The organism is Paenarthrobacter sp. TE4293, assembly GCF_050435325.1.
GTDB classification, from domain to species: Bacteria; Actinomycetota; Actinomycetes; order Actinomycetales; family Micrococcaceae; genus Arthrobacter; species Arthrobacter nitroguajacolicus_C.
The window spans coordinates 200,515-224,016 of sequence record NZ_JBNJRY010000004.1 but is presented as its reverse complement, the minus strand read 5'-3'; the positions used below and the strand labels follow the sequence as shown (position 1 = coordinate 224,016).

Annotated in this window: 19 protein-coding genes and 1 tRNA gene; 10 read left to right on the top strand and 10 right to left on the bottom strand. The window is 63.0% G+C overall.

Translation table 11 applies throughout. The features are described from left to right. Window positions 1-76: 76 nt before the first annotated feature. Entirely contained in the window at window positions 77-676 is a 600-nt protein-coding gene (locus tag QF015_RS09900) for a GDSL-type esterase/lipase family protein (protein WP_207593932.1), read from the bottom strand. 138 nt (window positions 677-814) lie between these two features. Further along, window positions 815-4,618 (bottom strand): multifunctional oxoglutarate decarboxylase/oxoglutarate dehydrogenase thiamine pyrophosphate-binding subunit/dihydrolipoyllysine-residue succinyltransferase subunit, encoded by a 3,804-nt coding sequence (locus tag QF015_RS09895; RefSeq protein ID WP_310208949.1) that lies wholly within the window; start codon window positions 4,616-4,618, stop codon window positions 815-817. 489 nt (window positions 4,619-5,107) lie between these two features. Between QF015_RS09895 and QF015_RS09890 the strand changes: the two genes are divergently transcribed. The 5 genes from QF015_RS09890 (at window position 5,108) to QF015_RS09870 (ending at window position 10,498) form a co-directional block, all read left to right on the top strand. After that, on the top strand, window positions 5,108-6,460 hold the full coding sequence (locus tag QF015_RS09890) for a hemolysin family protein (protein ID WP_429388687.1): 1,353 nt from the start codon (window positions 5,108-5,110) through the stop codon (window positions 6,458-6,460). Then, window positions 6,457-7,527 carry a hemolysin family protein gene (locus QF015_RS09885; protein WP_310208945.1) on the top strand — a complete coding sequence of 357 codons (1,071 nt, stop codon included), beginning with the start codon at window positions 6,457-6,459 and terminating at the stop codon, window positions 7,525-7,527. Before QF015_RS09890 ends, QF015_RS09885 begins: the two co-directional genes overlap by 4 nt. Window positions 7,528-7,670: 143 nt before the next feature. Beyond that, window positions 7,671-8,639, top strand: a complete 969-nt coding sequence (locus QF015_RS09880; protein ID WP_429388685.1) for a metal ABC transporter solute-binding protein, Zn/Mn family — start codon at window positions 7,671-7,673, stop codon at window positions 8,637-8,639. Between the two features lie 164 nt (window positions 8,640-8,803). Further along, complete coding sequence (locus tag QF015_RS09875; RefSeq protein ID WP_310208941.1) at window positions 8,804-9,607, top strand: metal ABC transporter ATP-binding protein; 804 nt, start codon at window positions 8,804-8,806, stop codon at window positions 9,605-9,607. Beyond that, complete coding sequence (locus QF015_RS09870; RefSeq protein ID WP_310208939.1) at window positions 9,608-10,498, top strand: metal ABC transporter permease; 891 nt, start codon at window positions 9,608-9,610, stop codon at window positions 10,496-10,498. Here QF015_RS09870 and QF015_RS09865 read toward each other — a convergent pair. Continuing rightward, complete coding sequence (locus tag QF015_RS09865; RefSeq protein WP_310208938.1) at window positions 10,495-10,962, bottom strand: Fur family transcriptional regulator; 468 nt, start codon at window positions 10,960-10,962, stop codon at window positions 10,495-10,497. The genes QF015_RS09870 and QF015_RS09865 overlap by 4 nt on opposite strands. Before the next feature lie 94 nt (window positions 10,963-11,056). Between QF015_RS09865 and QF015_RS09860 the strand changes: the two genes are divergently transcribed. After that, complete coding sequence (locus QF015_RS09860; RefSeq protein WP_429388683.1) at window positions 11,057-11,710, top strand: MBL fold metallo-hydrolase; 654 nt, start codon at window positions 11,057-11,059, stop codon at window positions 11,708-11,710. Here QF015_RS09860 and QF015_RS09855 read toward each other — a convergent pair. After that, entirely contained in the window at window positions 11,707-12,789 is a 1,083-nt protein-coding gene (locus QF015_RS09855) for a PLP-dependent cysteine synthase family protein (protein ID WP_310208934.1), read from the bottom strand. The genes QF015_RS09860 and QF015_RS09855 overlap by 4 nt on opposite strands. Window positions 12,790-12,861: 72 nt before the next feature. Between QF015_RS09855 and QF015_RS09850 the strand changes: the two genes are divergently transcribed. The 3 genes from QF015_RS09850 to QF015_RS09840 are packed head-to-tail and all read left to right on the top strand — an operon-like array spanning window position 12,862 to window position 15,340. Further along, window positions 12,862-13,770, top strand: a complete 909-nt coding sequence (locus QF015_RS09850) for a sulfurtransferase (RefSeq protein ID WP_429388680.1) — start codon at window positions 12,862-12,864, stop codon at window positions 13,768-13,770. Continuing rightward, a complete protein-coding gene (locus QF015_RS09845; protein ID WP_429388679.1) occupies window positions 13,767-14,915 on the top strand; it encodes an NAD(P)-dependent alcohol dehydrogenase in 1,149 nt (382 codons plus the stop codon). Before QF015_RS09850 ends, QF015_RS09845 begins: the two co-directional genes overlap by 4 nt. Continuing rightward, window positions 14,912-15,340, top strand: coding sequence for an HIT family protein (locus tag QF015_RS09840; RefSeq protein WP_310208930.1), 429 nt, complete (start codon window positions 14,912-14,914; stop codon window positions 15,338-15,340). The genes QF015_RS09845 and QF015_RS09840 overlap by 4 nt, the downstream gene beginning before the upstream one ends. A 61-nt stretch (window positions 15,341-15,401) precedes the next feature. Here QF015_RS09840 and hrpA read toward each other — a convergent pair whose 3' ends face one another. The 3 genes from hrpA to QF015_RS09825 form a co-directional block, all read right to left on the bottom strand. Then, window positions 15,402-19,355 (bottom strand): ATP-dependent RNA helicase HrpA, encoded by a 3,954-nt coding sequence (hrpA, locus tag QF015_RS09835; RefSeq protein WP_429388677.1) that lies wholly within the window; start codon window positions 19,353-19,355, stop codon window positions 15,402-15,404. Between the two features lie 13 nt (window positions 19,356-19,368). Next, complete coding sequence (locus tag QF015_RS09830) at window positions 19,369-20,361, bottom strand: helix-turn-helix transcriptional regulator (protein WP_429388675.1); 993 nt, start codon at window positions 20,359-20,361, stop codon at window positions 19,369-19,371. A gap of 170 nt (window positions 20,362-20,531) precedes the next feature. Further along, window positions 20,532-20,702 carry a hypothetical protein gene (locus QF015_RS09825; RefSeq protein WP_310208924.1) on the bottom strand — a complete coding sequence of 57 codons (171 nt, stop codon included), beginning with the start codon at window positions 20,700-20,702 and terminating at the stop codon, window positions 20,532-20,534. Window positions 20,703-20,783: 81 nt separating this feature from the next. On the opposite strand from QF015_RS09825, the gene QF015_RS09820 reads away from it, so the two are divergent. Beyond that, window positions 20,784-21,752: a GlxA family transcriptional regulator gene (locus QF015_RS09820; RefSeq protein ID WP_310208922.1), complete on the top strand. Its 969-nt coding sequence runs from the start codon at window positions 20,784-20,786 to the stop codon at window positions 21,750-21,752. Window positions 21,753-21,768: 16 nt separating this feature from the next. Here the strand turns inward: QF015_RS09820 and QF015_RS09815 are convergent, their stop codons facing one another. The 3 genes from QF015_RS09815 to QF015_RS09805 form a co-directional block, all read right to left on the bottom strand. After that, the gene (locus tag QF015_RS09815; RefSeq protein WP_310208920.1) at window positions 21,769-22,071 is read right to left on the bottom strand and encodes a protealysin inhibitor emfourin; all 303 of its coding nucleotides are present in this window, start codon (window positions 22,069-22,071) and stop codon (window positions 21,769-21,771) included. A 79-nt stretch (window positions 22,072-22,150) separates the two neighbouring features. Next, the gene (locus QF015_RS09810; RefSeq protein WP_397337307.1) at window positions 22,151-23,194 is read right to left on the bottom strand and encodes a M4 family metallopeptidase; all 1,044 of its coding nucleotides are present in this window, start codon (window positions 23,192-23,194) and stop codon (window positions 22,151-22,153) included. Between the two features lie 178 nt (window positions 23,195-23,372). Then, window positions 23,373-23,445 (bottom strand) — tRNA-Arg (locus tag QF015_RS09805). Window positions 23,446-23,502 lie beyond the last annotated feature (57 nt).

Genomic DNA, 23,502 nt, shown 5'->3' with positions numbered 1-23,502 from the left:
AGATTGCGATATATCGCGTCAATGAACTCACGATATATCGCGTATGTCCGGAAGGCAATGGTGTCCTCGGAGCCGGCTACTCCGGCTGGGCGATGTTAAGCCACTGGAACCAGCCGCGGTGCAGGACGAGCCAGGCGATCAATCCGTAGCCTGCCTGGCCCGGCGTTCCGCCATTGGCGGCGAGGTCTGTCCTCCACTGCTCGTGGTTGAGCAGGGGGGAGAACGTGTCAACGTAGTGGTGGTTCCGCCTGGTAGTGACGTCAGCAAAAGCCGTGTTGAGTTCTGCGAGGCGCTTGTTCCGTGCAGGGTCCAGCGTCGGGGGCGGCCCCACCACGAAGACCTCCACGCTGCTGTGCGAGGCTCCATCCAGGATGTTGGCCAAGTTCAATCGACTGCGCGCCGTGGACAGGCCAAACTCGAGGTCGCGGCCCGATAGTCCGATCACCAGGCGGTTCTCGTGGGTGTCGCTGAAGCGCCTTCCGGCTTCATCCTGCCACCGTGCGGCCAGGCCTTCAGTGCCTTCCATGGGGCAGGGGAGTGGGAAACTCTCCACTACGACGGCATCCTGGGGCGTACGGGCCAGCACTCGTCCGAGCCAACCCAAAGCGCGGGGATCCCCCAGGCCCGCGAGTAGTTCATCTCCAACAGCTGCGATGCGCAGCTTCCTGTCTTCCACGGTTACCTCTTCACACTCGTTACGGTCCTTGCACAGTTTGCCGGATCATCGGCCGGTTCTGGAACCTGATACCTGTCCCATTAAACAGAACTGCCCGGCCTAAGGGGCGCATTCGCTCCTCAGGCCGGGCAGTTTTGCCTACTTGCGTTCGAACGCCTGCTTGATCAGGGCGTCCTGCTCAGCGGCGTGGCGCTTCATGGAACCGGCAGCCGTGGAGGCCGACGCCGGACGCGAGACCAACCGGAGCTTGCGGTCAAGTTCCGGCGCCAGGTTCAGGCCCATGAACGGCCACGGACCCTGGTTGGCGGGCTCGTCCTGCGCCCACACGATGTCGGCGTTCGGGTACTTGGCCAGCTCGGCGTCGATCTCAGCCTTGGGCAGCGGGTACAACTGCTCCACGCGGATGATTGCCGTCGAGGTGTCGCCGGACTTCTGCCGGTTGGACAGGAGGTCGTAGTACAGGCGGCCCGAGACCAGGATGACCCGGTCCACGTTGGCCGGCTGAACTTCCGGATCGCCAATGACCGGCCGGAAGCCGCCCGTGGTGAAGTCTTCGACGGCGGATGCGGCGCCCTTGAGGCGGAGCAGCTGCTTCGGCGTGAAGATGATCAACGGCTTGCGCGGACGGCTGTAGGCCTGGCGACGCAACAGGTGGAAGTGTGAGGCGGCCGTCGTGGGGTTGGCCACGATCATGTTGTCCTCGGCGCACATCTGCAGGAAACGCTCGATGCGTGCAGAGGAGTGGTCCGGCCCCTGGCCTTCGTAACCGTGCGGGAGCATGAGCACCAGCGAGGAGCGCTGGCCCCACTTCTGCTCCGCCGAGGAGATGAACTCGTCGATGATGGTCTGGGCACCGTTGACGAAGTCGCCGAACTGGGCTTCCCACAGGACCAGGGCGTCCGGGCGTTCCACCGAGTAGCCGTATTCGAAGCCCATGGCTGCATATTCGGACAACAGAGAGTCGTAGATCCACAGCTTGGCCTGGTCATCCGAAAGGTTGCCCAGGGGCAGCCATTCGTTGCCGTTGGCGCGGTCGTGGAACACGGCGTGACGCTGCACGAATGTGCCGCGCCGGGAGTCCTGGCCGGCCAGACGAACGGGCACGCCCTCCATGATCAGCGAGCCGAAAGCTGCGATTTCACCGAAGCCCCAGTCGATTCCGCCTTCGCGGGACATCTGCTCACGCTTCTCCAGGAGCTGCTTGAGCTTGGAGTGCACGGTGAAGCCGTCCGGAATTTCCAGGTGGGCCTTACCGATGCGGGCAAGGGTCTCGGCGGAAATGGCGGTGGACGCCGGGGAGTTGGTCCCGAAGTCGGCCTGCTGGGCGATGGGACGCTCTATGTCGGAGACGGCTGCGGAATCCGCGGTGATGATCGGAATCGGCGAGGTCTGCGCTGCGTGTGTCTCAGCGAAGACACGCTCCAGGCGCTCCTGGTAGTCGCGGAGCAGCTGCTCCGCTTCTTCCTCGGTGATGTCGCCACGGCCGATTAGCGACTCGGTGTACAACTTGCGGACGGAGCGCTTGGCTTCGATCAGGTTGTACATGAGCGGCTGGGTCATCGAGGGGTCGTCGCCCTCATTGTGGCCACGACGGCGGTAGCAGACCATGTCGATGACAACGTCCTTGTGGAAACGCTGGCGGAACTCGTAAGCGAGTTGCGCGACACGAACCACTGCCTCGGGGTCGTCGCCGTTCACGTGGAACACCGGTGCCTGGATCATCTTGGCAACGTCCGTGGAGTACGTGGACGAACGCGATGACGACGGCGCCGTAGTGAAGCCAACCTGGTTGTTGACGATCACGTGGATGGTACCGCCGGTGCGGTAGCCACGCAGCTGGGAGAGGTTGAGGGTCTCAGCCACAACACCCTGGCCGGCGAACGCGGCGTCACCGTGGACCATGATCGGCAGGACAGGGAACGACTCACCCTGGTCCAAGCGGTCCTGCTTGGCGCGGACGATGCCCTCGAGTACGGAATCGACGGCTTCGAGGTGGGACGGGTTGGCAGCGAGGTAGACCTTGGTCTGCTTGCCGTTGTCCGAGGTGAAGGTGCCTTCGGTACCGAGGTGGTACTTGACGTCACCGGAACCCTGGACCGAGCGCGGGTCCTGGGTACCTTCGAATTCGCGGAACACCTGTGCATAGGTCTTTCCGGCGATGTTGGTGAGGACGTTGAGGCGGCCGCGGTGGGCCATGCCGATGGCGACCTCGTCCAGTCCGTCGTCAGCTGCGTCCGAGATGACTGCGTCGAGCAGCGGAATCAGGGACTCGCCACCCTCCAGGGAGAATCGCTTCTGGCCAACGAACTTGGTCTGCAGGAACGTTTCGAAAGCCTCTGCGGCGTTCAGCTTGGAGACGATGCGCAGCTGCTCTTCGCGGCTCGGCTTGGAGTACGGGTGCTCCAACTGGTCCTGGAACCATTTGCGCTCAGCGGGCTCCTGGATGTGCATGTACTCGATGCCCGTGGTGCGGCAGTAAGCATCACGCAGGACACCAAGGATGTCGCGGAACTTCAGCTGCGGCTTGCCGCCGAATCCGCCGGTAGGCCATTCGCGGTCCAGATCCCACAGGGTCAGGCCGTAGGTCAGGACATCGAGGTCCGGGTGCTTGCGCTGGACGTATTCCAAGGGATCGGTGTCGGCCATCAGGTGGCCGCGCACGCGGTAGGAGTGGATCAACTGCTGGATGCGGGCAACCTTGTTGATTTCATCGGCAGGATCCACCTGGAGGTCCGGGCTCCAGCGGACGGGCTCGTACGGGATGCGCAGGGCTTCGAAGATCTCGTCGTAGAAGTTCTGCGCACCGAGCAGGAGCTGGTGGACCAGCTTGAGGAACTCTCCACTTCCGGCACCCTGGATGACCCGGTGGTCGTAGGTGGAGGTCAGGGTGAGGATCTTGCTGATCGCGTTCTGGGCGATGATCTTCTCGCTCGCGCCCTGGAACTCCGCCGGGTAGTCAAGGGCGCCGACGCCGATGATGGCGGCCTGGCCCTTGGAAAGACGCGGTACCGAGTGCACGGTGCCGATGCCGCCGGGGTTGGTCAGGGAGACCGTGGTGCCGGCGTGGTCGTCCGCCGTCAGCTTGCCGTTGCGGGCACGCTTGATCAGGTCCTCGTAGGTGTGCCAGAACTCGGCGAAGTCCATGGTCTCGGCCTTCTTGATGTTGGGAACCATCAGGAGGCGGGTGCCATCGGGCTTGGGCATGTCAATGGCGATGCCGAAGTTGACGTGTGCGGGTTGCACAGCGCTGGGCTTGCCATCGATTTCGTCGTAGTAGACGTTCATCGACGGGAACTGGGACAAAGCCCGGACAACGGCGTAGCCGATGAGGTGGGTGAAGGAGACCTTGCCACCGCGGGCACGGGCGAGGTTGGAGTTAATGACCACCCGGTTGTCGATGAGCAGCTTGGCGGGAATGGCGCGGACACTCGTTGCCGTGGGTACTTCAAGGCTGGTCACCATGTTGGTGGCAATGGCCTTGGCCGGACCCCGGAGAACGGAGACGACATCTTCCTCTGGTGCCGTCGGTGCCTTGGTGCTCTTGGGCAGCTGGGCCGGAATGGGCTGTGCCGCAGTGCCGGCGGCGGGCTTCTTTGCTCCGTCCCGGGCAACAGTGGCCGGTGCCTTCTTCGCCGGGGCGGGTGCGGCCGGAGCGGCCGGTTCCGCGGCAGGCGCAGCTGCAGGAGCGGTCGGCGCCGGTGCCGTCGCCGCTGCAGCCGGGGCTACCACGGGAAGTACTTGGGTAGGGGGATTGGCAGCTGATGGAGCTGCGGAGGTTCCGTTGGAAGAAGTGCCGTCAGCAGAAGCAAAGGATTCAAAGAGCGGCCACCACTTGGTGTCGACCGAATTCTTGTCCTGTTGGTACCGCTCGTACAGTTCGTCAACGAGCCACTCGTTTCCGCCAAATTCCTCTGGTAGACGGTGGCTGGGCTGCTCTGGCACTTGAAATACGCCTCTTCCATGAGTGTTGTTTTCCCGCTGGCCAAAGTTGCTTTTCCGCAACGATGGGACAGGGTCCGGGTCCCGCGAACTCAGACCCCTGACAGTCTAGTTAGGATCGTTGGTTAACTGCCAATAGTGGTGACCTAAATCATGTTGCGGCTGACTTAGTGGGGTGGCCCTGCGTTTTTGTCGCGGAGTTAAGCCTGCCGTTGGAGGGCCTCAGGGGCTGGACTGTAGACTGTAACCCTTATGGACAGTAAATCTAGGTGCCGGCCTGGGAACTGTCGGGGGAGCCAAACTGGCAACTCCGCACAGCGTGCCCGTCGAGCCGGCAATACCCGTTCACATGCCCATCACGCGCCGGCGCTTACAGCCGGTGGTTCCACGGACCACGTGTCCGCGGGGCCCGACCAGCCTCCGCCGGGTCCAGACCCCGCGCCAGAGGCATTCTTTCCCTTGCACGTGCCCACTCGTGGAGTGATGCGCTAAGTGGAATGGATTCTTCTTCTCGCCGGCTTTGCCTTGATTCTGGGCACCGGTTTCTTTGTAGCAGTTGAGTTTTCCCTGGTGGCGCTGGACCAAGCGAGCGTTCAGCGCGCGGTTGACAACGGCGACCACGCTGCCGCCCCGCTGCTGAGATGTCTCAAGTCACTCTCGACGCAGCTTTCCAGTTGCCAGCTGGGCATCACCCTGACCACATTGTTGACAGGCTTCGTGATGGAGCCCTCCGTGGGCCAGTTGCTCCGTGGCCCGTTGGGCCTGCTGGGCCTTGCCCCTGAGGTGGCCCATTCGGTCGCGCTGATCGTGGCGATGGCTTTTGCCACGCTGCTGTCGATGCTGATCGGCGAATTGGTCCCGAAGAACATGGCCATCGCCCTCGCGTTCCCGCTGGGCAAGCGCCTTGCCCGCCCGCAGCTGATGTTTACGGCCGTTTTCAAGCCGGCCATCGTGGTTTTGAACGGGTTCTCCAACAAAGTGCTGAACCTGTTTGGTCTGGAAGCCAAGGAAGAGATCTCCGGGGCGAGGACACCCGCTGAACTCGCCTCCCTGGTGCGGCGTTCTGCTGAACTTGGGACCTTGGACGCCGGTACCGCCAACTTTGTTGCCCGCACCCTGAACTTTTCAGGGCGCACGGCCGCTGATGTGATGACGCCACGCATCCGCATGGAAACGATCGACGCCGACCAACCGGTGGCCGACATCCTCGACGCTGCGCGGCGCACCGGATATTCCCGGTTCCCCGTCATTGGCGATTCCACAGACGACATCCGCGGAGTCGTGCACATCAAGAAGGCCGTGGCCGTGCCTGCCGAGCGGCGGGCCAAGCTGCAGGCGGGAGCGATCATGACCGACGTCCTCCAGGTTCCTGAAACCATCCACCTGGATGCGCTCCTTTCGGAACTGCGCGAAGGGAACCTGCAGTTGGCCGTCGTACTGGACGAGTACGGCGGAACAGCCGGCATTGCCACCCTCGAAGACCTGGTGGAAGAGATCGTTGGCGAAGTCGCTGACGAGCATGACAAGGTCCGCCCGGGAGTGCTGCAGAGCGCCTCCGGCGACTGGTACTTCCCTGGGCTCCTGCGGCCGGACGAAGTCTCGGAACAAATTCCCAACCTGACGGTTCCTGATGAATCCGCCTATGAAACTGTGGGTGGCTACGTGATGAGCCAGCTGGGGCGCATTGCCAGGACAGGCGACGTCGTGGACACGGTGGGCGGGACGCTCACGGTGACCAGGATGGATGGCCGAAGGATTGACAGGATCTGTTTCCATCATGTGAAGACGGACGAGTCCTCTCCGGAGGATGCGGAAAACCCGCGTCATGAAGCGGGTGCTGTATGAGCGACTGGGTAGGTATCGTATGGCTCGTCGTCCTCCTGATTGGCAACGCCTTCTTCGTGGGTGCCGAGTTTGCCGTCATGTCGGCCCGGCGCAGCCAGATTGAGCCTTTGGCCGAGGCCGGCTCCAAGCGCGCACAGACAACGCTGCGCGCCATGGAAAATGTTTCTCTCATGCTCGCGTGTGCGCAGCTGGGTATCACGGTTTGTTCACTGTTGATCCTCCAGGTGGCCGAACCGGCCATCCATCATTTGCTGGCCGAACCCCTTGAACTCGTGGGCGTTCCTGTTGAGCTGGCGGACATCATCGCGTTTGCGATTGCCTTGTTGTTCGTCACGTTCCTGCATGTCACCTTCGGTGAGATGGTTCCGAAGAACATTTCGGTTTCGGTGGCGGACAAAGCTGCCCTGCTGTTGGCGCCGCCATTGATGTTCATTGCCCGCCTGGTGAACCCCATCATCTGGACACTCAACTGGCTGGCGAACCACATCCTGAGGCTCATGAAGATCGAGCCCAAGGATGAGGTGTCCTCCTCGTTCACGTTGGAGGAAGTCCAATCGATCGTGCAGGAGTCCACGCGCCATGGGCTGGTGGACGACGACGCAGGCTTGTTGAGCGGTGCCTTGGAGTTCTCGGAACACACCGCTTCCCACATCATGGTCCCGTTGGACAAGCTGGTTGTTCTGAAGACGGCTTCAACTCCGGTGGACCTGGAAAAGGCGGTCAGCCGCACGGGATTCTCCCGTTTCCCGATGGTTGACGACGACGGCGAACTCGCTGGCTATCTGCATGTGAAGGACATCCTGTCCATCCCGGATGAGGGTCGCAGGCATCCCATTGCCGAAGGGCGGATCCGCTCGTTTGCCAACCTTGCGCCGGATGACGAAATCGAGCAGGCCATGTCCGTGATGCAGCGGACGGGATCGCACCTCGCCCGTGTTATCGGCACCGGCGGAGAAACCCAGGGCGTGCTGTTCCTCGAGGATGTCATCGAGCAGTTGGTTGGTGAGATCCGCGACGCCACGCAGGCGACGGGCATCCGTCGCTACGGAGACCAGCAAGCTAACTAAATAAATCAGTAGAGAACAGACTGGCGCCGATCGAATCCGATCGGCGCCAGTCTGCTCTAAATAGGAATGATTCCCATTTAGGGCTACACTGGTGTGAGCCAGTTATTGTGTCTGATTCTCATTGTGAGTAGATCGAGGTTCCCGTGCGCCGTTCCGCCGCCCGCCTGTCCATGGCCGCTTCCGCAGGTATTGCCGCCCTGCTGCTTTCCTCCTGCGCGGGTACCGCAGGAGCAAACAACTCCTCGTCGTCCGGGGCCATTGAAGTGGTCACGTCAACGAACGTCTACGGAGACGTGGTGAAGGCAATCGGCGGGGACAAGGTCAACGTGAACGCCATCATCACCAAGACGAGCCAGGACCCGCACTCGTACGAGGCAAATGCCCAGGACAAGCTGGTGATCTCCAAGGCCAAGCTTGTCGTGGAGAACGGCGGGGGCTACGACGGGTTCCTTCACAAGATTGCTGACGAGACCAAGGTCGGCCATGAGAACATGATCAGCGCGGTCGAAATCTCGGGCCTCGCCCCGGAAGAAGAAGCCCATAGCGACGAAGCCCACGGCGAAGAAGGCCACACCCACGACCACGGCGAATTCAACGAACACGTCTGGTACAGCCTGGAGACCATGGGCAAGCTCGCAGACGCGGTGGCCGGCAAGCTCGGCAGCCTGGATGCGGGATCGGCCGCAACGTTCACAGCCAATGCCGAAGCCTTCAAGGCCAAGCTCGCCGACCTCACGGGCAAGCTCGATGCCATCAAAGCCGCCAACGAGCACGCGCCGGTAGCCGTCACGGAGCCCGTGCCCCTGTATCTCCTGGAAGCGGCCGGACTGGAGAACAAGACTCCAGAGGCGTACAGCGCAGCCATTGAAGAAGAAACTGATGTCCCGGCCGCCGTGCTGAAGGAAACCACTGACCTGGTCAGTGCCAAATCCGTGCGGTTCCTGGCCTACAACCAGCAGACAGAAGGACCCCAGACGGAAGCCGTCAAGCGTGCCGCGGAGGCCGCAGACGTGCCGGTGGTGAACTTCACGGAGACGCTGCCCGACGGTAAGGACTACCTGCAGTGGATGGCTGACAACGTGGAGTCCGTGTCCTCCGCACTGAAGAAGTAGCCTTCCCCGACACCGGCTATGCGGTGGAGGACCCTGCCGGCGTCCTAAGATATTCAGGATGGCTGCGGGGCCTTTCGCCTGCCACCAGCACAGCGGCCGACACCAGCGGCACACAACTGCGTTCCGAAGAGCGCGTGGATCGAGGACAACTTTTGACACCGGTAGTGAGCCTGCGTGGAGCCAGCCTTCAGTTCGGCAAAAGAACGCTCTGGCGGGACCTCGATCTGGACATCAACCCGGGCGAGTTCTTCGCAGTCCTGGGGCCCAACGGCAGCGGTAAGACCAGCTTCCTGAAGGTTCTCCTTGGGCTGCAGGAACTGCACTCGGGAACAGTTTCCCTGGGCGGTCATCCGGTGGAGCGGGGCAGCAAGCGGATCGGGTACATACCGCAGCAAAAGTCCTTTGCTCCGGATACCCCCTTGCGTGCCCGCGACCTGGTGGGCCTGGGCATTGACGGCCACCGGTGGGGCATGCGGCTTTCCTCGGGGAAAGTCAACCAGCGCATCGACGAATTACTGGAGCTGGTGGGCGCTTCCGACTACGCAAAGGTGCCCGTAGGGCAACTGTCCGGTGGAGAGCAGCAACGGCTCAGGGTGGCGCAGGCATTGGCAACGGAGCCACAGGTCCTGCTGTGCGACGAACCGCTCCTGTCCCTGGACCTGCATCACCAGCAGGGCGTGAGCTCGCTGATCAACGAGCAATGCCATGAGCGGAACAGCGCCGTTGTCTTTGTGACCCACGAGATCAACCCTGTGATGGATTACGTTGACCGTGTCCTCTATTTGGCCGGCGGCCAATTCCGTGTAGGCACGCCCCAGGAAGTCATGACCACGGAAGTCCTCTCGGAGCTGTACGACAGCCATGTGGAGGTCATCCATACCAACGGGCGGATCGTCGTCGTCGGTCTTCCCGACGCAACCACGCACTTCCATGACGATGCCCACGCAACCGCCAACGAGGAGTTCTAGATGGACCTCGACACCATCCTGCAGACCATTTTCAACTTCGAGAATTATGGTGAGCTGCTGGTCCTGGTTCAGAACTCCATCTGGGCAGGTGCCGTGCTGGGGCTGCTGGGCGGACTGGTGGGCACCTTCGTGATGAAACGGGACCTTGCCTTCGCCGTACACGGCATCTCCGAGCTGTCCTTTGCCGGTGCTGCGTTCGCGTTGCTGATCGGTGCCGACATCATTTTCGGTTCGTTGATCGGCTCGGTTGCTGCGGCCGTCCTCCTGGGCTTCATGGGCGTACGGGCGCGGGACAAGAACTCGATTATCGGCGTCATCATGCCTTTCGGCCTGGGCCTGGGGATACTGTTCCTGGCACTCTACGAGGGCCGGGCAGCCAATAAGTTCGGCTTGTTGACCGGCCAGATTGTGTCAGTGGACACCGTGCAACTGCAGGTGCTTGCGGGCACGGCTGTGGTGGTGATGATCGCTTTGGCGGCCATCTGGCGTCCACTGAGCTTCGCCAGCGTGGACCCCGAAATGGCCGAGGCCAGGGGAGTCCCGGTCCGTGGGCTGGCGATTGGGTTCATGGTGCTGCTGGGTGTGAGCGTGGCGCTGTCCATCCAGATCGTCGGTGCCCTGCTGGTCCTTGCGTTGCTCATTACGCCCGCAGCCGCGGCGTTGCGGGTGACGACGTCGCCCCGCCTGGTCGTGCTGCTGAGCGTGGTCTTCGCGATGACAGCTACCGTGGGCGGAATCCTCCTGGCCCTCGGCAGCCGGATCCCGATCAGCCCGTACGTCACTACCTTGTCATTCCTGATCTACGTGGTGTGCAGGGTGATCGGACGTGTCCGGGCCACCAGGGGCCTCAACGGCAGGGTGTCCCGGGACCAGCCCGCGGGAGCTCTCTAAAGCGTCCCGGCTGCTTTCTTCGCGGTGCATTCCGGGCACAGCCCGAAGATCTCCACTGTGTGGGCCACCTCCGTGAAGCCGTGCTCCGCGGCGGTCCGCGCGGCCCAGGTTTCGACGGCGGGTGCCTCAACTTCAACTGCCTTGCCGCAGTTCCGGCACAGCAGGTGATGGTGGTGCCCGGTGACGGTGCAACGACGGTAGACCGCCTCACCCTCACCGTTGCGGAGGACATCGATGAGTCCGTCCTCGGCCAACGATTGAAGGATGCGGTAAGCGGTGGCCAGAGACACGGAAGTGCCCTTGTTCTGCAGCAGCCGGTACAGTTCCTGCGTGCTGACGAAGTCATCCAATTCGTCAAGGGCTGCGCTGACGGCCAAACGCTGCTTGGTAACGCGCTGCTCCTTAACGCCGCTGGTGGCCGGCGCCGAGGGGCCGGTCGTGGCGGAATGGGTGCCGTGGGGCATTGAAGGACTCACTTCCCTGGGGATGCTGGCAAACCCCAATTTTACCAGCAGGGCAGGCTTGGAAACTGTCAGCCGGTGGTCCTAGGCTTTGGTCATGTTGCTGACCAAATACACCCACGCCTGTGTCCGGTTGGAAAAAGACGGGAAGGTTCTGGTGATCGATCCCGGGACGTTCTCGGAATCGGGAGAAGCGTTGACCGGAGCTGATGCCGTCCTGGTCACGCATGAGCACACTGACCACATTGACCGGACCGCGGTACTCTCTGCGCTTCGGAGCAATTCTGCGCTTGAGGTCCATGCGCCTGCCGGTGTCGCAGGCACGCTGCGGGAAGAGGCAGACATCGCAGACCGGGTTCACATCTCAGAGCCAGGTTCAAGCTTCGAAGCCGCAGGTTTCAACGTTCGGACGTTCGGCGGCCAGCATGCAGTGATCCACGCGCAGCTCCCGGTGGTGGCCAACATCGGCTACCTGGTGGATGAGAACGTCTTCCATCCCGGGGACTCCTTCGTGGTCCCGGATGGGATTGATGTCAAGACACTCCTGGTGCCCATCCATGCCCCGTGGTCCAAGGTGGGGGAGGTGGTGGACTACGTCATTTCGGTCCGGGCCCCCAAGGCGTTCCCGGTTCACGATGCACTGCTCAACGAGCTGGGCCGAGGCATCGTGGAAGGCCACGTCACCCGGATCGGCGCCCGCTACGGGACCACGTACGAGCGTCTTGCTCCCGGGGACTCAGTGGAGGTCTAGCCGGTCCAGACCCCTGTTTCGTGGAACCGATCCAGGACGGCCTCGTGCGGCAAGGGGTCCAGCCCCTTCGCCGCCAGCCAGGCAGCGTCGTTGTAACTGCCCGCATAGCGGTCGCCGCCGTCGCACATCAGCGACACGATGCTGCCCCGGCGACCTTCGGCGACCATCCTGGCCACCAACTGCCAGACGCCCCACAGGTTGGTGCCGGTGGAAGGTCCTGCGTGCAGGCCGGTGAGTTTGCGGAGGTGGCGCATGGCGGCCACGGAGGCGGCGTCAGGAACCTGGATCATGTGGTCGATGACCGCCGGCACGAAGCTCGGTTCGGACCGGGGACGGCCGATGCCTTCGATCCGTGAAGGCAGCCCTGTAGCTGCCGCTGTGTCGCCGTCCCGCCAAGCAGGGAAGAATGCGGAGTTTTCCGGGTCCACCACGGCAAGGCGGGTGGGGTAGCGGTTGTATCGCAGATATCGGCCTATTGTTGCGCTGGTGCCGCCGGTGCCCGCTCCGACGACGATCCATTCCGGGACCGGGTGTTCTTCGAGGGCCAGTTGGTCGAAGATCGATTCCGCGATGTTGTTGTTGCCGCGCCAGTCAGTGGCGCGTTCCGCGTACGTGAACTGGTCCATGTAGTAGCCGCCGGAGGTTTTTGCGGTTTCTTCGGCCACGGCGTAGACCTCGGAAGCATGGTCCACCAGCAAGCAGGCGCCGCCGAATTCCTCGATCAGGGCAATCTTTTCCGGACTCGTGGTCTTGGTCATGACCGCGATGAAGGGCAGTCCAATGAGCCGGGCGAAATAGGCCTCGGACACTGCCGTGCTGCCGCTGGAGGCTTCAACGATGGTGGTGCCTTCAGTGATCCAGCCGTTTACCAGTCCGTAGAGGAACAACGAACGCGCCAGACGATGCTTGAGGCTGCCTGAACGGTGGGTCGACTCGTCCTTGAGGTACAGCTGGACGCCCCACTGCTCAGGGAGGGGTACCGCGTAAAGGTGCGTGTCCGCCGACCGGTTGTTCTCGGCCTCGATGGTGCGGATGGCCTCGCTGGCCCATGCCCTGTCCTGAATGCACGAATTGCTCACCGGATAAGCCTAGGCTGGAAAGCGGGCGCCGGCAGCACCGGGAGCCCATGCCGCGGGAAAGAAGGAGAAGATATGGCCACGCTGATCAGTGCCTCGGAACTGCGCGGGCGCCTCGAAGCCGGGAGACGGACGGTGCTCCTGGACGTCCGCTGGGTGCTCGGCCGGACTGACGGACACAGTGAATACTTGGCTGGGCATCTTCCCGGGGCAGTGTTCGTGGACCTTCCCGGTGAGCTCGCCGACCACGCGCAGCCTCGGCGTGGACGGCACCCGTTGCCGTCTCCGGAACTGTTTCAGGAGTCAGCCCGACGGTGGGGAATCGACGACGGCGACACGATCGTTGCGTACGACAACAGCGGCAGCATGGCCGCGGCCCGTGTCTGGTGGATGCTGCGCAACGCCGGTGTTGACTCCGTGTTCCTGCTCGACGGCGGCCTGGCCGCCTGGCGCTCGAGCGGTTACCCCGTGGAGGCGGGGGAGGTAAACCCCGCTGCCGGCAAGGTGACATTGGGGGCGGGAGGCATGAGCACCATCGATGAGCAGGAAGCCGCGCAGTGGCATGACAGGGGAGTTCTGCTCGATGCGCGGGCCGGAGAGCGCTACCGGGGCGAAGTCGAGCCGATTGATCCGCGGGCAGGGCACATTCCGGGGGCAGTGAGTGCCCCAACCACAGGGAACCTTGCAGCCGACGGAACATTCCTGCCGGCGGAGGAACTTCGTCGCCGCTTTGAAGCGCTGGGAGTTGAAGAGTCGTCCACCATTGCGGTCTATTGCGGGTCTGGAGTTACGGCGAGCCACGAAATTGCGGCACTGGAGATCGCGGGGTACCAGGCGGCCCTTTTCCCTGGCTCCTTCTCGCAATGGTCCAACAATCCTGACAATCCGGTGGCGATGGGCGCTGAACCGTTCGACCACAGCACTGAGGATGCCGGCGGACCAAGTGGCACAAGCACAGCCGCCGGGAGTAGCGTCGGATCATGACTCCCGGACGCCCAGTACCCCCGCCCCTTGCCAAACCCATCACCCTGGACACCAGCGAAACCGGAACCGCCACCTTGGCGGCAGCGTACGGCGCGACGTCCCCCGACAGTGGATTGGTTCCCCTCACCGTTTCCCGCCGCGCACCCACCGAGGATGACGTAGAGATCGCCATTGAATTCTGCGGGCTGTGCCACTCCGACGTCCATGCGACCCGGGGGGAATGGCGCACTCCGCCCTACCCGCTGGTTCCCGGCCATGAAATTGTTGGCCGGGTAACCCGTGTCGGCTCCGCGGTAACGGACTTCGCCGCCGGCGACCACGTAGGCGTTGGCTGCATGGTGGACTCCTGCCGCGAATGCGAAAGCTGCCTTGAAGGCCTTGAGCAGTACTGCGAGCGGGGGAACATCGGCACGTACGGTGCCCCGGACCCACGTCATGGGGACGCCATCACCCAAGGCGGGTACTCGACGTCGGTGGTAGTGGACCGGCGGTTTGTTGTGCGTGTCCCCGAATCCCTGGACCCGGCAGCGGCGGCGCCTTTGCTGTGCGCCGGGATTACGACGTATTCTCCGCTGCGATATTTCGATGTGGAAGAAGGCGACGCCGTAGGTGTCGTGGGATTGGGCGGACTGGGACATATGGCCGTGAAGATCGCCAAGGCCATGGGGGCGGAGGTCACCGTCTTCACCACCTCCGAATCAAAGTTTGGCGCTGCCCGGGAGCTTGGCGCGGACCACGTGGTCCTGTCCAAGGATGCAGACGCCATGGAGGCCGCCAACCGGAGCATTGACGTCATTATCGACACTGTGGCAGCGCCGCACGACCTCAACCCCTACTTCCGGACCCTTCGCTTGGACGGAGCCCTCTTCCAACTGGGCTTGCCTGCCGACGACATGCCTCCGGTCAGCCCCGGGCTGCTGATCCGCCGCAGGCTCGCATACGCGGGTTCGTTGATCGGCGGCGTTGAGGAAACACAGGAGATGCTGGACTTCTGTGCGGAACACGGAGTTGCCAGTGACATTGAAATTGTGGGAGCCGAACAGCTGAATGAGGCATATGACCGCATGGTAGCCGGCGATGTGAAGTACCGTTTCGTGCTGGACACTTCGACACTCCAGGAACCATCGGAAAGGGCCGACGCATGAGCACGCTGTTTACCAAGATCATCAACGGGGAGATTCCGGGCCGCTTTGTCTGGAAGGACGAGGACGTGGTGGCGTTCCTGACCATTGCGCCGCTTACCCAAGGTCATACCCTGGTGGTGCCCCGCGAGGAGGTGGATTCCTGGACCCATGCAGGCACGGAACTGCTGGCGAAAGTCATGAATGTCGCCCAAAGCATCGGGAAGGTCCAGGAAGACCTGTTTGACGCCAAACGGGTAGGAGTCCTGATGGAAGGCTTCGAGGTGGACCACCTGCATGTCCACGTCTGGCCGGCATACTCCACCGCGGATTTCGAGATCCACAACGTGGACCATAACCCGGATCCCGCCGTCATGGATGCCACCGCTGTGAAGCTCCGTGCCGCGCTCCGGTCGGCCGGGCATGGGGACGCCGTTCCCCGGGATTGAGGTCTGCGACCAGTTAACCCGGCGGTGCCAAACAGCACCGCCGGGTTTTCTTTTCCCGGCGTTAGGCCGGGGCGAGGGCTTGGTTCAGTGCCGTACGGATACGCTTCTCCGAGACGGAATATGCGGTGCCGAGTTCCACGGCGAAGAGGCTCACCCGCAGTTCCTCGATCATCCAGCGCACCCGGGTTAACTCCGCACCTGCGCGTCGTCCCGGCAGCAGCGCGGACACGGCGTCGTCGTAGTCGTCCTCCAGCGCCTGCACGATGGCCATATTCAGGCTGTCGCGCTGCACGTTGCCGGGAAGCTTCTCCAGGCGCTTCTCGATCGCCTGCAAGTAGCGAGGCAGTTGACTGAGCTGCGCGTAGCCCGTCTGTGCCACAAAGCCAGGGAAGACCAGCTGCTCCAGTTGGCTCTTCATGTCGTTGAGGGCGCTGATCAGCGGCAGACTGGCGTTGGACTTCAGCTCCTTCTGAATGCGTCGGGTACTCGCCAGAATCCGTTCGACGACGGCAGTGACCGTAAACACGGTATCGATCAGTTCTGCACGGACGACTTCATACAACGCATCGAAGGATTGCCTGTCCCACGGCAGATCCTGCGGTACCAGTTTGTCGATGGCTGCCAGGGCGCAGTCGGCAATCAGGGCACTGACGGATCCGTGGGGGTTCTGGCTGAAGGTCAGTTTTTCCGTGTTGCTCAGGTGTTCCAGGACGTAGCGGTCCGGAGGCGGGATCCGCAAGGCCAGGAGCCTGATCACGCCACCACGCATGGCGGCTTCCTGCTCTTGACGCGTTTGGAACACCCGAAGAGCCACGGATTTTCCTTCGTCCACTATTGCCGGGAACCCGGTGACGGCATGCCCCTTGACCGTCCGGGTGACCTGGCGCTCCACGGTGCCGAAGTCCCACTGGGTGATTCCGCTGCGTTCAGCCACCACTCCATCGGCGCTGCCGGCGGTCGAGGCGGCGTGGTGTGCCGCCGTCGACGGTTTGCTGTCCGTGGAGCCGGCCCCCTTGCCCAGCTTGGCGCGCTGGGTCGTGGCCGGGGTCGCGCCCAGTGATTCGGCGATGGCACGGCGCGTGGCCGGAGCAAGTCTTTCCTGGAGTTCGGCAAGGTCCTTGCCCTCATCCAGGACTTTGCCCTTGCTGTCCACCACCTTGAAACTCACGCGCAGGTGCGACGGTACTGCGTCCCAGTTCCAGGAACCTGGCGGAATGATGTGCCCCCGGAGGCGGCGCAGCACCAGTTCCAAGGACGGCTCCAGCTCATCCGATGCGGGGTCGAAGTCCGCTTCCAAAGCGGCGGTTGCCTGCCGTGCGACATCGGGGGCCGGAACGAAGTTCTTCCGCACCTGCTTGGGCAGCGACTTGATGAGCGCTGTCACAAGCTCCACCCGCTGGCCCGGGATCTGCCAGCGGAAGGGGGCGTCGTCCAACTGGTTGAGGAACAGCACGGGAACCTCAGCGGTGACGCCGTCCGATGGATTGGGGGCAGACCCCGGTGCCACGGGATGGAACTCATAGCTCAGGGGGAGCTCGAAGCCCTTATGCAGCCACGTCTTGGGATAAGCGGAGTCGTCCAAGGCGTCGGCGTCTTCGCTCATCAGGAGGGACTGGTCGAAATCCAGCAGCGTGGGATCCGCTTGGCGGGCATCCTTCCACCACTTGTCAAAGTGCCTCTCGGAGACCACGTCCTTGCCGACACGGGCGTCGTAGAACTCGAAGAGCGTCTGATCGTCCACCAGGATGTCACGGCGCCGCATGCGTGTCTCGAGTTCCTCGATTTCCTGGAGGAGGGCACGGTTGCGGTGGAAGAATTTGTGATGGGTCCTCCACTCGCCCTCCACCAGCGCATGGCGGATGAACAGCTCACGGGAGAGTTCCGGATCGACCCGTCCGTAGTTGACCCGGCGGTTGGGAATGATGGGGACGCCGTAGAGTGTGACTTTCTCATGGGCCATGACGGCGCCCTGCCGCGAGGACCAGTGAGGTTCGCTGTAGGACCGCTTGACCAGGTCGGGAGCTACCTGCTCAGCCCACAGGGGATCGAATTTGGCAGCAACCCTGGCCCACAGCCGGCTGGTTTCCACCAGTTCGGCTGCCATGACAAACGCCGGAGACTTCTTGAACAGGGCCGAGCCCGGGAAGATGGCGAAGCGGCTGCCACGGGCACCGGCATATTCACGCTTGCGCTCATCCAGCAGCCCGATATGGCTGAGCAGACCCGAGAGCAAGCTGATGTGGATGCCCTCGTAGTTGCCCACAGGATCGGCTTCGCGTTTGTTGTCCAGGGCGATGCCCAACGGCTTGGCCAGTTGCCGGAGCTGGGTGAAGAGGTCCTGCCACTCCCGGACGCGCAAGTAATTGATGAACTCGTTGCGGCACAACTTACGGAATTGCGTAGAGGACAGCTCGCGTTGCTTTTCCTGGATGTAGTTCCACAGGTTGAGGAAGCCAGTGAAATCCGAGATCTCGTCGCGGAACCGGGCGTGCTTTTCCGCGGCCAGCTGTTGCTTGTCCGTGGGCCGTTCGCGGGGGTCCTGGATGGTCAGGGCGGCCGCGAGGATCATGACTTCGCGGACACAGCCACGTTTACCAGCCTCTACGATCATGCGGCCAAGCCGCGGGTCGACCGGAAGCTGGGCAAGCTTCTGCCCGACGGCGGTGAGGCCGCTGCCGCTCCGGCCGCCGCCGCCCGCGTCACCGGACTTGGGCGAACTCAAGGCACCGAGTTCGCGCAGGAGCGTGACGCCGTCGTTGATGGCCCTGGAATCCGGCGGCTCCACGAAGGGGAAGTTCTCGACGTCCTTGGGGCTGCGGGCAACGCCCATGGCGGTCATCTGGAGGATGACCGCTGCGAGGTTGGTCCGGAGAATTTCCGGGTCCGTGAACTGTGGACGCGACTCGTAGTCCTCCTCGGAGTAGAGGCGGATCGCGATGCCCTCGGACACTCGCCCACAGCGGCCCGAACGCTGGTTGGCCGAAGCCTGGGAGACTCGTTCGATGGGCAGGCGCTGGACCTTGGTCCGGTGGGAGTATCGGGAGATTCGCGCGGTGCCGGTATCGATCACATATTTGATGCCCGGGACCGTCAGCGAGGTCTCGGCGACGTTGGTAGCCAGGATGATGCGCCGCTTGCCGCCGGGATTGAAGACCCTGTGCTGCTCTTGCAGGCTCAACCGGGCAAAGAGCGGCAGTACTTCCGTCCCGGCCAAGCGGCGGTTCGTTTGGATGCGGCCGTTGATGGCCTCCGCAGCATCACGGATTTCGCGTTCACCGGAGAAGAAGATGAGGATATCGCCCGGAGCTTCCTTGGCGAGCTCGTCCACGGCATCGCAGACAGCATCCAGGGGGTCGCGGTCTTCTTCCAGTTCGTCGTCCGAGCTGTCGTCGTCCGCGCCGGCGGGCTGGGACAGCGGACGGTAACGGATCTCAACCGGGTAAGTCCGCCCGGATACTTCGATGATCGGCGCCGGATCTTCCTCGCTGCCAAAGTGCTTGGCGAAGCGTTGGGGGTCGATGGTGGCCGAAGTAATGATGATCTTGAGGTCCGGGCGCTGGGGGAGGATGCGCTTGAGGTAGCCCAGGATGAAGTCGATGTTGAGGCTGCGCTCGTGGGCCTCATCAATGATGATGGTGCTGTACTTCCGCAGCAGCTTGTCCCGTTGGATCTCCGCGAGGAGGATGCCGTCGGTCATCAGCTTGATCTTGGTGGACGCGCTGACCTCACCGGTGAATCGGACCTGGAAACCCACCTCCTGGCCGATCTCCACGTCCAGTTCCGAGGCGATGCGTTCTGCGACAGTACGGGCTGCCAGCCGGCGGGGCTGGGTGTGCCCGATCAAGCCCTTGTCTCCAAGGCCAAGTTCGAGGCACATCTTGGGGATCTGCGTGGTCTTACCTGAACCGGTCTCGCCGGCAATGATGGTCACCTGGTTTGCGGCGATGGCCGCCATCAGATCCTCGCGGCGCTCGGAGACGGGCAGCTCAGCGGGGTAGGAAATATGAAGTGTCATGGCTGCTGCCAGTCTACTGTGGCTGCGGTTCCACGTCCGTTGGCCCCGTCACAGTCCCCGCTGCAGCATTGAGCCGGTGGGAGAGATGCCGGGCGAAGGACCTGAACTCTTCCGGTTCCAGGATTTCGAAGTCCATGTCCAGCGCGGCGAGATAGGCGGCCGGTGCAGCCAGGTTGTCCCATCCGGAACGCAGGATTGTTGCTGCCGGACCGTCAGCTGTCAGCGTCGCGTACTGGGAACTGACGACGGCGGCTACCTCCGGGAGCGGCGCGCGGAGCCGCACCACGACGTCGAACCTGTAGGGGGAACGGGTGATGGACTGCTGCACGTACGCCGCAAGGTCTTCAGCAGGCAGGGGCCGGGGAAGGTATTTCCTGCGTTCGGACGGCAGGGAAACGAAGCGATCGGCGCGGAACGTCCGCCAATCCTCCCGCTCCACATCCCACGCCACCAGGTACCACCGGCGCCCGGTATCGACCAGCCTGTAGGGCTCCACGAGGCGGCGGGCCGACTCGCCGTCGGATTTGACGTACTCAAAGGAGATTTGGCGGCGGTCCGATATCGCGGCTGAAACGACGGTCAGCTGTTGAGGATCCACCGTGGCCGCATTGCTGGGCAGCGTGGTGACGGCGGCTTTGAGCATGGCGAACCTGGGGCGCAGGCGCGAAGGCAGGACCTGTTCCAGCTTGGCGAGGGCCCGGACGGAAGCCTCACCGATGCCGGCAACAGGACCGGCAGCAACTGAGTTCAGGCCCAAGGCGACAGCCAGGGCTTCATTGTCGTCCAGCAGCAACGGTGGCAGCTGGGCGCCTGCCCCCAGTTGATAACCGCCCGCGATGCCCGGGGACGCATGGATGGGATACCCCAGGTTGCGCAGCTTATCGATGTCGCGCCGTACGGTCCGCTCGGTCACGCCCATGCGGTGGGCCAGGGCAGGGCCGGTCCATTCCCTTCGCACCTGCAACAGTGACAACAGCTGGAGGAGGCGGGCAGAGGTTTGGATCATGGAAGTGAATCTAGTCCATGCACCAGGCCTCGTGGCCTTGTCGGCGTTGCGCCAAACAGGAGCGCCAGGCATAGGGACGCCCGCCGTTCCGGAAATCCTGCAGGATTCCTTGAACGGGCGGGCGTCGGTTGGATATGGCGTGGTGGTCCTGGCAGTGGCCTGTCATGCCCCTAGTAGATACGGGGGTTCCAGTACGGGCTGCTCGGAGCGTCGAAGGCGCTCCAGGGTTCCTTCGAGTGGATGGGCGGGTTGTGTCCGCGGCCATCCTTCAACAGGGCTGAGATGGTGGCTGCGACGGCGATGAGGAGGACGATGAAGAGGATGATTCCGAAGATTTCCATGTCTCAAGCCTGCTCTTGTGAGAGATCAAGAAACAGTGGCAGAAATGCCCCATTTAGATAATTTTCTGCCACACTGGAACTATGTTGAAATCAGTGGCAGTGATCGTTGTTCCCAACTTCTCGGTCTTCGAGTTTGGTACGGCGTTCGAGGTCTTCGGTATCGACCGATCGGACCGCAACGCCGGAGTTCCAGCCTTCGACTTCCGTGTGGTGACGCCTGAGCCTGGCGACGTTCGCATGAAGTCCGGCCTGTCCCTGCACGTAAACCTCGGCCTCGAAGCAGCGGCCGATGCCGACCTGGTCATCATGGCGCCCTTCGGCCGGGACCAGGAGATCCCCGAACCGGTGATGGACGCCTTGCGTGCAGCCCATGACAGGGGTGCGTGGGTGATGTCCATCTGCTCCGGGGCTTACGCGCTGGCCCGCGCCGGCTTGCTGGACGGGCGGCGCTGCACCACCCACTGGCACTATTCCCAGGACCTGGCCAGCCGCTATCCGCGGATCATCGTCGATGAGAACGTCCTCTACGTCCAGGACGGAACCATCATCACCAGTGCAGGCACCGCAGCAGGCATCGATGCCTGCCTCCACCTTGTCCGTGTTGAGCTGGGAGCAAACGTCGCCGCCGCAATTGCGCGGGACATGGTGGTTCCGCCGCACCGCGACGGAGGCCAGGCCCAGTTCATTGACAGGCCAATGCCCACGTGTGGGTCGGCGCCCATGGAAGCACTTTTGCGGTGGATGGTCGAGCACCTCGACGAGGAACACAGCGTTAACGAATTAGCGGGCCGGCTTCATATGTCACCGAGGACCTTCGCCCGCCGCTTCAGGGCAGAAACAGGAACCACTCCTGCTGCGTGGCTGAATTCGCAGCGGGTGCTCAGGGCCCAGGAACTCTTGGAGACCACCGAGTTGAACATCGACGAAATCGCCCGGGAAGCAGGGTTTGGGCATTCGGTGCTGCTGCGCCACCATTTCACCAAGGTGTTGGACACCAGCCCCCAAAGCTACCGGCGAGCCTTCCGAGGGCAGTTGGCCGAGGCCATCTAACGGCGGTCCCGGCCTCTCAGCGACGGGTCCTGAGGCGTCCGAGGGATTCCGAACCTTCAGCTTTGGCGCACTCCACCAGTTCCTGCCAGGGACCGGTGACGGCGCGGTCAGGAAGGGTGGCGCGCCGTTGGCCGGCCCTGATGGAGTACATGAACCGGTCAGGTTCATTGGCCGCCCGCTGTTGGCTCTTGGCTTCGTCCCACGGGCAGGCCTCAACGATCGGAACCCATCGCTCCTTGTCATCAGGGGAGACGGCGTCCACGCTCCAGACGCGTGTCATCGCGGCGATTCCCCCACTGCGTTGGACGGTGATCTTCATGACCGGCTGCTTTTCGTTCGACGTTCCATCGTCAGCCAGCCGGCGGGACCACAGCAATCAGCCCGGTCCCGCCATCCGACTAAACCTTGACCTTCACAGTCTCCCACGCCTTCAGGACGGCGTCATGCTCCGCTGAGCCTGAACCGAAGAGTTCCTCAGCGGTGGACACCGTGGTCTTGGCGAACTTCCCAAACGTGCATGTCGCAGGCAGGGCCCCACTGGTCAGCGTGCCGTACCAAATCTGGCCGGGTGCCTCCCAGGCATTGCCACCCAGTTCCGAGGCAACCACGTAGAAAGCCTTGTTGGGAATACCCGAGTTGATGTGCACTCCGCCGTTGTCCGCGCTGGTCCGCACGTACGTGTCCATGGAGTCCGGCTGGGGATCCTTACCCAGCACATCGTCGTCGTAGGCGGTCCCCGGTGCTTTCATGGACCGCAGGGCGGCGCCCTGGACCTGATCCGTGAAGAGGCCCTCGCCGATCAGCCAACTGGCCTGCCCCGTGGACTCCTGCTTCAGGTACTGCTCCACGAGGACACCGAAGACGTCAGACATGGACTCATTAAGTGCCCCTGCCTGGTTCCGGTAGGCCAGATTGGCCGTGTACTGGGTGACGCCGTGGGCCAACTCGTGGCCAATGACGCTGACGGACTTGGTGAAACGCTGGAAAATTTGGCCGTCACCATCGCCGAAGACCATTTGGCTGCCATCCCAAAAAGCATTGTCATAGAGCTTGCCGTAGTGGACGGTTGCATCCAGGGCGAGCCCGGCATCATCGATGGAGTCCCTGCCGAACACCTCGCCGTACAGGCGGTGGGTGCTCCCAAGGCCTTCGTAAGCCTCATCGGCTGCCACGTCGCCAACGGGCGGGGCCCCTTCCTTACGGACAACACTGCCCGGTAGTGCTTCCGTGGACCCGGCGTCAAAAATGGTCCGCTTGGGAGGGCCGGGCTTGGCTTGGCGGGCACTCGGCGGCGCCGCCGGGATCGGGGCTGTGCGGATGGCCTGCAGGTCCTTGATATGCAGCAGCGACTCTTTGGCGGCCCTGGCGACGGCCCTGAACCGTGGCTCATTCTGGGCAGCTATCTTGCGAAGCATGTACGGCGGAACGATCGAGCACATCATGGCAAACCCCTTTTGGCTGTCGGAAGACCAACTGGATTCAGCCTAAAAGCAGCTGCAGACAATATTGCGGTGTGTGCCCGGCAAGCCCCGAACTGATAGTTGGGCGCCGGGTTGGGCACTTGTGTGGCTGCCGGCAGACAAAAATACCCCGCCAGCACGGCTGGCGGGGTATTCGTTGTGCCCTCGATAGGATTCGAACCTACGGCCTTCTGCTCCGGAGGCAGACGCTCTATCCCCTGAGCTACGAGGGCATCCAGGGTTTCCCCCCGTTGCCGGTGGGACGTCCTAGAGCTTAGCAGCCACTGCAC